General features: G+C 52.2%; 10 protein-coding genes. 5 read left to right on the forward strand and 5 right to left on the reverse strand.

The features are described 5' to 3' along the window. Position 1 precedes the first annotated feature (1 nt). Together DEALK_RS08250 and rd are read right to left on the reverse strand one after the other, a co-directional pair. Positions 2-1,723 carry a 2-oxoacid:acceptor oxidoreductase subunit alpha gene (locus DEALK_RS08250; RefSeq protein ID WP_058439752.1) on the reverse strand — a complete coding sequence of 574 codons (1,722 nt, stop codon included), beginning with the start codon at positions 1,721-1,723 and terminating at the stop codon, positions 2-4. Positions 1,724-1,799: 76 nt separating this feature from the next. After that, positions 1,800-1,958, reverse strand: a complete 159-nt coding sequence (rd, locus tag DEALK_RS09645; protein WP_065128742.1) for a rubredoxin — start codon at positions 1,956-1,958, stop codon at positions 1,800-1,802. A gap of 285 nt (positions 1,959-2,243) precedes the next feature. Here rd and DEALK_RS08255 point away from each other — a divergent pair, with 285 nt between their 5' ends. Then, positions 2,244-2,639 (forward strand): hypothetical protein, encoded by a 396-nt coding sequence (locus DEALK_RS08255; protein ID WP_058439753.1) that lies wholly within the window; start codon positions 2,244-2,246, stop codon positions 2,637-2,639. Positions 2,640-2,709: 70 nt separating this feature from the next. On the opposite strand, the gene DEALK_RS08260 is transcribed toward DEALK_RS08255, so the two are convergent. Then, entirely contained in the window at positions 2,710-4,779 is a 2,070-nt protein-coding gene (locus DEALK_RS08260; RefSeq protein WP_058439754.1) for an acetate--CoA ligase family protein, read from the reverse strand. A 92-nt stretch (positions 4,780-4,871) separates the two neighbouring features. After that, positions 4,872-7,469: an alpha-mannosidase gene (locus tag DEALK_RS08265; protein ID WP_058439755.1), complete on the reverse strand. Its 2,598-nt coding sequence runs from the start codon at positions 7,467-7,469 to the stop codon at positions 4,872-4,874. A 149-nt stretch (positions 7,470-7,618) separates the two neighbouring features. Between DEALK_RS08265 and DEALK_RS08270 the strand changes: the two genes are divergently transcribed. The 4 genes from DEALK_RS08270 to DEALK_RS08285 all read left to right on the forward strand — a co-directional run bounded on the left by DEALK_RS08270 (position 7,619) and on the right by DEALK_RS08285 (position 12,039). Next, on the forward strand, positions 7,619-10,102 hold the full coding sequence (locus DEALK_RS08270; RefSeq protein ID WP_165802708.1) for a PAS domain S-box protein: 2,484 nt from the start codon (positions 7,619-7,621) through the stop codon (positions 10,100-10,102). 23 nt (positions 10,103-10,125) lie between these two features. Next, complete coding sequence (locus DEALK_RS08275; protein ID WP_058439757.1) at positions 10,126-10,800, forward strand: response regulator transcription factor; 675 nt, start codon at positions 10,126-10,128, stop codon at positions 10,798-10,800. 148 nt (positions 10,801-10,948) lie between these two features. Next, positions 10,949-11,527, forward strand: a complete 579-nt coding sequence (locus DEALK_RS08280; RefSeq protein ID WP_058439758.1) for a superoxide dismutase — start codon at positions 10,949-10,951, stop codon at positions 11,525-11,527. A gap of 32 nt (positions 11,528-11,559) precedes the next feature. Beyond that, the gene (locus DEALK_RS08285) at positions 11,560-12,039 is read left to right on the forward strand and encodes a ferritin-like domain-containing protein (RefSeq protein WP_058439759.1); all 480 of its coding nucleotides are present in this window, start codon (positions 11,560-11,562) and stop codon (positions 12,037-12,039) included. A 20-nt stretch (positions 12,040-12,059) separates the two neighbouring features. On the opposite strand, the gene DEALK_RS08290 is transcribed toward DEALK_RS08285, so the two are convergent. Next, positions 12,060-13,076 (reverse strand): DUF128 domain-containing protein, encoded by a 1,017-nt coding sequence (locus tag DEALK_RS08290; RefSeq protein WP_058439760.1) that lies wholly within the window; start codon positions 13,074-13,076, stop codon positions 12,060-12,062. Positions 13,077-13,188: the final 112 nt, after the last annotated feature.

A 13,188-nucleotide genomic window follows, 5' to 3' on the forward strand; every position in this document is an offset into this window, starting at 1 on the left:
CCTAAGCCCCCCCTTCTAAAGCAGCAACGATTTCATTTGCAGTGAAGGGCCGTCCGTCGTACTTTCGAACATGGCCGTCAGCTGAAACACCGGTCTCGGCACGGATGAGATTTTCGAGCTGCCCGGTAAAATTCGCCTCGACGACGATGTTCTTGACCCCTCCGGCCAGAGTCCGGGCGAAAGCCCTGACAGGGAAAGGCCAGAGTTCTTTCAGGTGGGTTACTTGCGCCTTGATGCCCCGTTGTTCCAACAATCGAGCCGCCTCGGCGACCGCACCATAGGTTGACCCCCAGCAGATCAGGTTGTAAACAGGGTTCTGACGACGGATGACAGCCGGTCCGGCGATCCGGCGGGAAAGCCCGCCGTTTTTACGCATTCGTTTGTCCATCATCTTTCGGCGTGTCTTCCCGTCTTCGATAATGTGACCCTCTTCATTGTGTTCGTCGGAATCGGCTACCACCAAGGCTCTGCCCTGACCTGGAAAAGCCCGCGGCGAGATTCCGGTTCTGGTATAAGCGTAACGCCTATATTCAACCGCTTCGGCCGCCTCGGCGTCAGACAAGACCGTTCCCCGGTCGATGACCACCTTCGCCAGATCGGGTTTTTTCATTGTGTAATAAGAGTTGCCCAGATCATGGTCGGTCAGGATGATGACCGGCGTCTGAAACGCCTCGGCCAAATTAAACGCCTTGACCGCCGCCCAAAAAGCTTCTTCGGCATTGCCCGGAGCAAGTATGGCTCGGGGGAATTCGCCGTGACCGGCATGCAGGGCAAAAAGCAGGTCCCCCTGCTCGGTTCGAGTTGGCAGCCCGATAGCCGGACCCGAACGCTGCCCCAAAACAACGACCAGGGGTGTCTCAGTCATACCGGCTAATGACAGGGTTTCAGTCATCAGGCAAAAGCCGCCTCCGGAGGTTGCTGTCATCGACCTGACGCCAGCATAAGCCGCCCCGACTGCCATATTTGCCGCTGAAATCTCATCTTCAGCCTGGACAACATGGAGGCCAAATTCACGTCCCCTGTCGGCTAAAAACTCCAAAATTGAGGTAGTCGGCGTCATCGGGTACCCGGCAACGAATTTACAGCCCGCCGCCAGGACGCCGAGCGCCAGGGCTTCATGACCAGAAATTAGCATCTTTCCTGATGGCCCGCTTGGTTTGAGACGAAGCTTGAATCCTTTCGGGCGATGCTGTTGAGCAAAACCATAACCAGCTCGCCCGGCATCCACATTAGCCTGAACAACCTTTTCACCTTTGCGTCCGTATTCCCCTCGCAACACTGTTTCAAAAAGGCCGAAATCATAGTCCAATAAGCCCAAGATGCCGCCCGCGGCGACGGTATTGGTCATCAGGATATTGCCGGAGACACTGACTGCAATTTTTTCAAAAGGGATGTCAAGCATAGGCTGGGCAGAGTTCTCTGGAACACCGGTTTTCGAAATTTCACTGACAATAATACCCTGGTTGGGAACTTTTTTTTCATGGAGCTTGATGGTATCCTCGTTTAATGCCACCAGGATATCAATTGGAGCCAAGGCTGCCGCAACAGGCCGTCGGCTGACCCGTACGCGGGAAAAGGAATGTCCCCCGCGGATTCTGGACTCAAAATCCTGATCGGCAAAAATCTCGTACCCGCCGCGCAGCAGCGTTTTAGCCAACACACTGCCTACGGATTGGACGCCTTGACCGGCTTCCCCTCCAACCATGATATTCAAATCAACCACAGGTACGGCCTCCTGAAAAGATCAAGCTACGATCATTCGCGCCCAGATAACTGAAAGATCCTGTCAGCTAAAACATTCATAACTTAACGAACATGTCTTTGGTAGCTCCGCAAACCGGGCATACCCACGAGTCCGGCAAATCATCAAAAGGGGTGCCGGGCTTGACGCCGCCGTCAATATCGCCTTTCGCGGGATCGTAGATATAATTGCAGATGGTGCACCGGTATTTGGTCATTGTGTTTTCCTCCTCTTTTCAGAATAAAGCTCCGGAAAGCTTATGTCAAAACATCTGTGTACCGATAATATAAAAGACATTATTATCTTTCTTATTTATTTATATTGATTTTATCGAATTCGGAGTTCAATTGAAGAACCGAATGCGCCGTTTTTTAACATTCTTTAAAATATTCCAGGAAAATAGAATTAAAATACCAGATCGTAATACTACTGAATGCGCTTTACAATAGGTTAGATTATAGTTATACTGAAATATTAACGTAATAAAAGGAGATATTCTTAAGTGACTGAAGCCAGGGTTTTCATCGATCTCAAAGAAGGTGTTATTGAATTGGAAGGTCCGATTGCTTTTGTAGAAAAATATATTGCCAAATACGCTCCAGCCGCTGCGGCAGAAAGTGTCCCCGAAACTCCCCGCAAACGTGGGCGGCCAGCAAAAAAAGGTGCGGTACCGGTAACGAAGAAAAAGGTAAATGCCGACAAAATAATCAGCGCGATGATTGATAACGGATTCTTTTCTTCTCCCAAGGCTTTTGGAAGTATTAAAGCTGAGGCATTGAAAACAGCACCCGAACTCTCCGACGCCAAGATCAGGAAAGGCCTTAAAAACGCCGAGAACAAGCTTACCATCAGCGGTACCGGCCGTGGGACTAAATATATGTCCGTTAGTTCTGCCTAAATCAGTATCGTTGTCCATATAGAAACGCCCGGGTGCCAACCCGGGCGTTTCTATAACAACTTCACGGACTTCATTCTATTAGGATGCGCGCGTCAACAACCGTATAGCTCTTCCCCGCAGTGAATGCCCTGATGGGATTGAGATCGAGTTCCTTGATCCTGGGTAAATCCTCCGCCATGGCCGAAAGCCGCAGCAGCAGTTCCTCGACAGCCGGGACGTCGGCTGGCGGCTCGCCGCGGAAGCCCTCAAGCAGCTTGAATGCCCTGACCGAACGCACCATCTCCTGCGCGTCTTTATCGGTCAATGGTTGGATCCGGAGAGTACGGTCCTCGAATAACTCGGTATATATGCCGCCCAGGCCAAAGAGGATAAGCGGTCCGAAAGTCTCATCGCGAGTAATCCCGGCGATGAGTTCCACACCTTCGCCGGCCATTTTCTGGACGGTTACGCCTCGTACCTCGGCAGCGCGGCCGACGGCTGCCAGCCGGCCCAACATACGGTGATAGGCTGCCCTCAACTCTTCCGACGAGCCGATGTCTAAAGCCACCCCTCCGACCTCGGTTTTATGGACGATCGTCGCCGAGTCCAGTTTCAACGCTACCGGGTAGCCGATGTCCTCGGCCGCGCCGATGGCCGCATCAAGGTCTTCAGCGAACCGTAACGCCATTGACTTGATGCCGTAAGCTGTCAGTAAGGCAAACACGGATTTTGCCGGCAGCCAGCCATCTCCGGCTGATTCGACGATGCGCCTCGCTTTGCCGCGGTCGATACCTGGCAAATTAACCAACCTGCCAGCAGGTTGATTCCTTATCAGGCCATAGTCCCGCGCCCTGGCCAGGGCGTAGACTGCCGCCTCAGGGAAAGAAAAGGACGGCACGCCGGCCGCTCCAGGCGGCATAATAGTGCCTGGTACACAGCCGCGCTTACCCATGAAAGAGGCCAGGAGCGGCTTGCCGCGCCGCCGGAACTCAGGCTCCATCTCCCGGATGACCGCCGCCACGTCCTCCGGACAAGCGAAAACCGGCGGGATGAAAATAACAATGACAGCGTCGATATTGTTATCTGCAGCCAGCAGGCGCAAGGCGCCCTGATATTCCGGCGCGCCGACATCGGTGATATCGATCGGGTTGCCTAACGAGGCGCGTGCCGGTAAAAGCGCCTTAAGCCCTTGGAGTGTTTTTTCGGCAAGAGAGGGCAGTTCCAGGCCAGCTGCGGCGCAGGCATCGGCGGTTAACGCGCCTGGACCTCCGCCGTTAGTCAATACCGCTACTCTGGAGCCTCGGGGTATCGGCTGCCGGGACAGGATATCGGCGACGTCGAAAAGACGCTCCAGGTTGTCAACTCTCAGAATCCCCCCCTGGGCGAACAGCGCGTCGACGGCCACATCAACCGTGGCCAAAGCGCCGGTATGAGAGGCAGCGGCCCGGGAGCCGGCTGATGAGCGACCGGATTTCAATGCGATTATTGGTTTGTTCGGCGAGATCGACCGGGCAAGGCGGATAAAATTTTTTGGATTGCCGAAAGCTTCGAGATAGAGCATGATCGCCGACGTGCCGGGGTCATCACGCCAGTATTCAAGGAGATCGTTGGAAGAAACATCTGCCCGGTTGCCGACGCTGGCGAAGTTGGAAAGCCCGATGCCAAGATTGGACGCGTATTCCAATATTACTAAGCCCAGGGCGCCGCTGTCGGTTGCCATGGCGATTTTACCTTGAGGCGGGAAGACATGGCTGAAGGTAGCGTTCAAATTCACCGATGGGTCGGTGTTCATCACGCCCATGCAATTAGGTCCGACCAGCTTCATCCCGTAATGCCGGCAGATTAAAGTGAGTTTCTCCTGGAGTTCGATGCCTTCGACGCCGCTCTCAGCAAAACCGGCGGAAATGACGATGACCGCTTTAACACCTTTTCGCCCGCACCCTTCTACCATCGGCAACACCGTCTCGGCCGGAACGACAATCACCGCCAGATCGACCGGCTCCGGTATGTCCAAGACCGAAGAATATGTCTTGACCCCAGAAATGGCATCAGCTTTGGGGTTGACAGGAATGACCGGTCCTCGGAACGAGGAGTCCAGCAAATTGGTAAAAATTTTATGCCCGATTGAGCCCTCTCTCCGAGAGGCGCCGATGACCGCCACTGACCTCGGTTTAAAGACCCCATCTAACGGATTCGTTGGTTTACTCGCTTTAACGGGGTTTGAATCCATAGTTCAAAAATACCTTCAATACCCTATTGAAAGACAACCTTTAATGTCAAAATCTCAAAGGGGGTGAAGGAAATCGTCACTGCCCCTTCGACGATGGCTACTTCTGATTCCTTTTCTTCGAGCAGGTTTACTTTCCAAACCTGACTCGGTTGAGGGAACAACCGTCCAGGTGGCTCGGCTCCGGCATTAACCTTATTGAAGAATTGAATCGCCGCTTCGGTCGCCTGACCTCTGGTCTCATACAGTCGGAGTACTATTCCGCTACCATCCTCGGCTCTTTTACATGCTGCCAGGATGATGCTGGAAGGTGCGATATTGATGAAAGAAAATGAATCGGAGAAGAGACTGCCATCTGCTTTTTCCGGGCGGATTTGAAAGGCTTGAAGGTTGCTGTTCACTTCAAATCCTTGCAGGTAGGATTGGGCGTCCCTCCAGTCTCCTTTGTGAGGGTAAAGGGAATACTCAAAAACGTGTTGTTTGAATTCCTGCGCGTCCGGTGTCGGTACCGCCGGCCCTGTCGCCCCATCGGAGGAAAGCATCAGAATACTCCGGAGTAAGGTGAGGTATATCGCCCCGTTTTTAATCTCATGGGACGGTAGACCCTGATTGATCAAAGTTATACCGTATTCCTTGTCGGAATAGTCTACCCAGTTAAGTGCCGGATAAATCCCGGATGGTTTCTCCACCCAGTCCCCTTCGGCTGGGGCAAGAGCCTGATCCGTAGGCCGGCTGAGAGCTCCGAACTGGATTTCCGAAGTATATTCAGGGGAACGGATATCTGTCGCAAACTTGAGCCTCAATTGAATTTGCGGGTGGCGGTTATCGACCCTGGTGACACAATCGATCCGCGGAAGATCGTGGTAGACCGTGATCGTCTTGGAAACAGAAAGGTAACTGTGGCGCCATAATACAGGCCGCAGCTTTTCCTGCAGTCTGTAGGGCCAAATCAGGGAATAGTAATCGCTTTCCAGCTTGATCACGCGGCGAAGCTTGGTCTTCTGAATCTCAAAATGCTTTAGTCTGAATTTACCGAAGGTGACGCCGGCTTCACTCTCCGTACGATATTCGCCCTGGAAATTCTGCCGGTGGTAGTACAGATCGCCTGTTTCTTCTTCTATTACCAGCTCATTGCCCCTCAGCAGATGCTTGCCATCAATGAACACATCAAGTAATCCGCTGCCGGGGTCAACTTCAAGACGGAAATATTTATTCTGAACGCAATTGCCCTTGGTGATCAAACGGTGGCCGTCGCTCGAAGCCGGCGTTGATCGCGGGCTGTGCCGGAGCAAACGATAGGTGCGAAAGCCGAAAGGCGGCACAGAGGCTATAAACCCGATTTTGACAGTGTGGAATGAATCATCGGAATAGCGCGTTGACTCGAGTATCTCAACCCCGATCTCATCGCTTCCGCTGCCGAGTCCGCCGATCCTCTTAACTTCTCCCGGATCAAAGCCCAACTCTGCCTCTACCCAATTGCGCACCTCCCATGAATGGGCATTGAGTACTAGAATATCGGCCGATTCAGCTAGATTCCCCTGGACCATTTCAATGAATCCAGATAGTATCTGCGCCAGATGACTCTGAAGGTAGCCGAAATTATGCTTGACTTCCTCATAAGCATCGTCCATCCCGGTGCCCGGCGCGACATCGTGGAACGCACCCCAAAGCACCTTTAACCAGTTGTCATTGAGTTCATCCGCGGGATAGGCCATGCCCAGCAGCCAGCCTAACGCCAGCCACTTCTCACACGCTAATATCATGTGCTCGTAATGCCGCAGGTTCTGTTTCAGCCATATCCGGGAGGAGGTGCAATGAGGAAAAACCCGGGAATATTTCCCCGAATAAAGCTCTCCTTGTCGGGTTTCCAATTGCAATGGAACGGACTTTTCAAGCGCGCGGAAAAAATCCACGGATTTCGCCACCACCATCCTGATTCCCTTATGGGAGCGGTTCCAGCGCCTGACCATGCGCATTGTTTCCGGTTGCGGCGGAATAGAGCCCGAACCCGACGGCATCAAGATATTCCCGGTCGCCGCCGCCGATTTCAATTTCGTGACGGCGTCATCAAGCTCATCCAGATAAAGCCCGGCGCGATACCCCAGAGGCATCCAATGAGTCAAAATCCGGCTGCCGTCCAAACCCTGCCACCAAAATTCAGATGGGCTTTCCCGGTCGGCACCTCTGCGGAAAGCAAAATACCGGTAGCCTGATTTCAAGTAGATCTGAGGCATCTGAGCGTTATAACCGAAGCTGTCGGCTCCCCAGGCGACAAGCGTTTTTGTGCCGAACTTGTCGCGGATAAAAGTTTTGCCAACCTGGATTTGCCTCACCAGGGTTTCGCCCAGCGGCAGCATCGTATCGGACATCAGGTGTTCACCCGGGGCGAACTCTATCTGTCCTTTTTGGGCAGCCCGCTTGATGTCTTCGAAGAGCGATGGGTTCCGCCGTTCAATTTCCTCAATAAGCGCAGTCTGTTCGATGAGGAAACGGTAGCCCGGATCCGCCATCATTTCAATCGCAGGTTTTAAAATCTTTTCGATATTAATGAAAAAGTAGTCTTCTTTGGTAAACGCCCATACCGCGTCGTAGTGACTGTGAGGCACGAGGTACACGGTGTCCATCTGGTCCTCCGGCGTATGATGGCCTATTATACCCGAAACACCTGCCCTGAAAGAACATTAAAATATTTTCGTAACATTGTGGTAATGTATTGTCATCTATTCGCTGAAGATATACAATTACGGCAATTAATTAAGAATCGGACTTGGATGTGGTAAAACCGGACTCCGCGCAACTTCTTTCGATCACTTATCGGTTCCTGGAGATTGCCAACCGGCATACCGCCGTATCGCCGATGCTGGATGAGTTCGTCGGAGAGTTGAAATATGTGACCGGGTGCGCCGCCGTAGGCATCAGGCTTCTCGACGACAGAGGCAACATTCCTTATGCATGCTATGACGGTTTCAGCCAAGGTTTTATGGATCAGGAGAACCTGCTATCGATTCGCCATGACCGGTGTATGTGCGTTAACGTCATTTCCGGCGTGTCGACTCAACAGAAACCGTTTTATTCGCCGAAAGGCTCGTTCTGGTTGAATGACACCCGTCAATTTCTGGATACCGTCTCAGAAAGCGAAAAAGGCGCTACCCGAAACGTCTGCGCAAATCACGGCTACCGGTCGGTGGCTCTTGTCCCCATCCGCGCGAGCGATCGTGTTCTAGGTTTGATCCATGTTGCCGACCCTAAACCGGACATGGTGCCCATCGAGCTGGTTCTACAGTTGGAACACACGGCGCTTGCCCTGGGAAATTCCATTGCCAGAGTGACATTGTCCCAGGCCCAACGTGACAGTGAAGTCAAGTTTCGTACCCTGTTCGACAACGCCGGCGATGCGATCATCCTATGGGAGAAAAATGACGCCGAATTCCAGATTATTGAAGTCAATCAATCCACCTGTGACCGGTATGGTTATACCCGGGCTGAAATGATTGGGATGTCCGGACGGCAGCTCAATACTGCCGAGAGCTATGCCGGAGCGGCGGCGTCAATTAAGACCTTGAACGAACACGGCCATGCAAGGTTCCAACTTGTGCATCTGACGAAATCAGGCAAAGAGATTCCGGTGGAGGTAACCGCCCATGTATTTACACTGGATTCCAAGCCGGTTATTTTGTCTGTCGTTCGCGATATTACCGACCGGCTAAAAAAAGAAGCAGAATTGCGGCAACTCGCCTCTTTCCCATTGTCAAATCCCAATCCAGTGCTGCGGCTCACGCCGCAGGGTAAAATAGTTTTTGCTAATCCTGCGGCTGATCTGCTTTTAAAATCATGGAAATTGGGCATCGGGGATGTAATCCCATCCCTCTGGCTTGAAAAAACCGTCGCCGCCTTTAACACCGGGGAAAAAACCGCAGCTGAGATTAAAAGCGGCGACGCATTTTTTGCGCTCACAACTTACCCGGATACAACTGGCGGGTACGTGAACCTTTATGCCATGGATATCACTGCACGGAAAGAGGCCGAGCAAGCCCTCCAAACAAGCCGCGACCACCTTGAAAAATTGAACAATTCTCTTCCGGATGTTATTTTCGTCACCCGAAGACCGAGCCGACTAATAGAATATGTCAATAACAGAGTGACTCAAATCTATGGCTATTCCCCGGAAGAATGCCTTGGCCGGACACCAGAGTTCCTTTTTGCCACCAGGGGAGCTTACTTAGCCCAAAGCCGGCGCATCTCAGACGTAATACGGCATAGCAATTCCGGCGATAGTATCCGCACTGAATTGATGCAAAAAAGGAAGAACGGGGAAGTGTTTCCATGCGAACTGATTCAGACATTCACTTCACACCCGGATGGATCTATTTCGATCATTTCCATCGCCCGCGACATTACCTCACAGCAGCAAACCCAAAAAGAAATTGAAAGCTATCACCAGCGGCTCGAAGAAATGGTGGCGGCGCGGACCGAGGCTCTGAATAGCGAGATAACCAACAGGAAACGAGCCGAGAACGAATTAAGGTCGCTTTATGAGCGTGAGCAGACACTATCCGCGGCTCTTCGCCAGCAGATCGAAGAGCGCTCCTTATTTACCCGGGCGCTGGTGCATGAACTCAAAACACCGCTCACGCCATTGTTGACGGCATCTGATTTTCTCGAAGCCACTTTGACGGACGAAACAGCCCGGGGATTCGCCCGCAATATTAAACTTGGGGCGCGCAACCTTGAAAAGAGAATCAACGAAATGTTGGATCTGGCCCGAGGCGAAGTCGGCGCGCTGCGGTTAACCTATCGTGATTTCGACCTGGTGGAACTCCTCACCGAAACAGTCACCTACGTCCAGCCGGAAACAACGCGCCGAGGCCAAATTCTAGAATTAAACTTGCCTCCAGCGCCGCTGGCTATCCAGGCTGATCCCGATCGACTCCGGCAAGTTGTTCTTAACCTCATAAACAATTCGTTGAAATTCACTAAAAAGGGTGGCCACATCAGGGTGACTGCCCGCAGCGAGCCGGGCGCGGCAGTGATTTCGGTTGAGGACACTGGTGCCGGCATCGCAACCTCGGATCTGCCATTTATCTTCCAACCCTACCACCGGGGGCAAAATTCCGATAAAAAGCGACTAGGCGGGTTGGGACTGGGGCTTGCTTTGGCAAAAATGATTGTAGAACTGCACGGCGGGCAAATATGGCTCAAGAGCGCCGTGGGGAAGGGCAGCACTTTTAATTTCAGGGTCCCTTTCAAGAAGGTATAGAGCAAATATTAAAGGGAGGCGATATGAAAATTTTAATCGTAGAAGATGACAGCGCCATCGTAGAACTGGTCAGTCTTTGTCTCAGGGTAAGCTGGCCTGACGCCAGGATTCTGTTTACCAGCCTGGCGGAGGAAGGCATCGAAATTGCGGAACGGGAAAACCCGGACCTGGTAATTCTGGACCTGGGACTGCCGGATAGAAGCGGACTGGAAGTATTGAAAGAAGTCCGTCACAACTCAAATGTTCCTATCATTATCTTGACCGTCAGGGACGAAGAAGCTGATGTCGTCCGCGGGTTGGAATTGGGAGCCGATGACTATATCACCAAACCATTTCGGCAAATGGAGTTCGTCTCCAGGGCTAAAGCGTTATTACGTCGGCAGCACGCCGCGGATTCCAGCGGGCCGACGACAATTGGGCAGTTCCATTTTTCCGCCTCCCGCCGCCAGGTGAGTTGCGCCGGGAAAACCTTGAAGCTGACCACAACTGAAGGAAAAATCTTGCATAATTTAGCTCAGAACGCAGGTAAGCCGGTATCTCATGGTGACCTTTCACTGGCCATTTGGGGTGAGATGCCCCCGGATGCCGCCAACTCAATCCGGGTCCACATGAGAAATCTCAGACAAAAACTCTCTGACACAGGGCTTGAAAACGTGATCATGACCAAATCCGGGGCAGGTTACTTTTTGAAGAAATAGCCCGCGATTTTTGGTCTTTAGTCTTTCCATCTTGCGAGTTTCGGCCAAGAGTTAATAGTCTCAAGCCTGAGACGTGATTCTCCGATGTTTGGATTACAGCTATTTTTCTATATAATGAACTTAGAGCGAATTTTGGGAAGGCGGGCCGATGGCATACGACACTCGGGATTATAAAAAACTCCTCGGTATGAACGGCTTTTCTGACAACCTGTTGAACAACCATTTCACCCTTTACCAGGGGTATGTTAAAAACCTCAACCGCCTTGTGGAAACGATTGATGCTCTATCTAAAGCAGGAAAATCCGATACACCGGAGTACGCGGAGTTGCAGCGGCGTTTTGGGTTTGAATGGAACGGCATGCGGCTGCACGAATACTATTTTGACAACCTTGGTGGAACCGGTTTGGCCGTTTCCGGAGGCAAACTCGCACAGAACCTGGCTGCAACCTGGGGCAGCCGAGAGGCATGGGAAAAGGATTTCCGGGCAACCGGCGCGATGCGCGGCGTAGGTTGGGTCGTACTTTACCAGGACATCCAGAACGGTCGATTGTTTAATACCTGGATTAACTTGCATGAATCCGGCCATCTTACCGGATGCCAGCCCGTCCTGGTGATGGATGTCTGGGAGCATGCCTTCATGATAGACTACGGATTGAAGCGCGCAGAATATATCGAGGCGTTTTTTAGAAATATCGACTGGTCAGTTTGCGAGCTCCGCATAAAATAACCCTGTGATAAAATACCGCTGGAGGTACTAAAATGTCCTTAGCCTTCTCTCCTGCTGAACTCTACAACATTGCCATTGCCGTCGAGCGGCGCGGCGCGGCATTTTATGACACCCTGGCTCGTTCGTGCCAGACCGCCGAGGTACAGAAAGCATTTTTAGCACTGGCTGCTGTCGAGCATCAACATATTCAGACTTTCCAAAAACTACTGGCCGCGGCGCCCAAAACGGCGGGCGAGGGGGCTGATTCGGAAGAGTATGCGGGTTATTTCAAAGCTCTGGTGGATTCCTCGGTATTCAACGATGATCTTGCAACCAGCGAACTGGTCACCCAGGTAGACTCCGATGCCCAAGCGCTGGAAGTCGGAATCGGGGCTGAAAAAGATTCGATCCTTTTTTACGAACAACTGAGAGATATCATCGCCGGCGATGCCAGCGACGATATCAACCGGATCATTAGTGAAGAAAAAGCGCACCTGCGGACGCTGGTCGAGATAAAAAATCGGATCAAATAAACGCTTGAGCCTGAGGTATTTCAGGATAACTGCTTCGTGACATCCCAGAAGCTGTGAAGAGATCGGAACTCCATCAACCCGCTCATCGCCCGGTTGCGAATTGCGATCCCGGCTTCGGCAGCGGCGGCCACCGGATTCAGGCCGCCCGTTAGCACAAGGCCGGCTTTATTGAGACCCACCGGCACCTCGCAAACCGGTTTACCGCTTTCCCCTACGGCAACTATACCCCGAATCGAAGCCTTTTCCAGCCGTTTGATGAGATCACGCACCAGCGGCAGGCTCATCGCGGGCACTTCCCTGAAATTTGCTAAAATTTTACCAGCGCCTCGCCGGGCTGTATCGGCAACTGTCGTCATCCGGCTGGCAATAAAGATTTCCGATGGGTCAAGCGATGACCCTGAATAGTGAATCAAATCGCAGAATCTCCAGGGTCGGTTCTGACGGTACTGAAGCGTGCCGCCGAATCGTGAATCCATCGGTATTCCTGCCTTGAGCAGGGTACCGTTAATCACAATGCTGCACACTGTGGCTAATCCAATGTAACCATCAGGCACCTGCAGCCCTCCCAAAGTGCCGCCTGATTCTGCGATGGCGATTCTATCCGAAACACAGATTCCGGCTTTATAAACCGGGGCCATGGCTTTCAAAGCGTCGGTGAACTGGCTTGATTTAAAAAAGGAAATATTCACCGGAATCAACCCTGCCTGCCGATCAACATCGAAGGTGCTTTGGTAAGCCAGCAGCTCTATCTTGTCGGAAACAAAACCAACCTTGTCGGTCACGAGGGCGTTTGATAACTCATCAAGTCCGGCCGCCGTGATCGACCTGCCGCTGCGGCGGGAAACCTTGCTGGTCAGTCCTTGTTCATCGAGCAGGCCGAGGTGATAACGCACCGCCCGTTCGCATAATTCAACACCGTATTCATCGCGTAGCCTCCGTGAGATCACCTGGCTGCCGAGGCAGTTGGAGGCACTGCCTAAGACTCGGAGAATCGCCAGTTTTTCCCGTTCAACTTCCCGGCTGTCTATCCTGGCCATTTTATCTAATCAAAATACGGCAAATTAACATATTTATTTTGCCATTATACTGCCCCGGTGATTTGAATTCAATAAACGACACACTGCCGCTCAATGAGGTCTGGTATAATTA

Origin of the sequence: Dehalogenimonas alkenigignens, assembly GCF_001466665.1 — a bacterium.
Lineage (GTDB): Bacteria > Chloroflexota > Dehalococcoidia > Dehalococcoidales > Dehalococcoidaceae > Dehalogenimonas > Dehalogenimonas alkenigignens.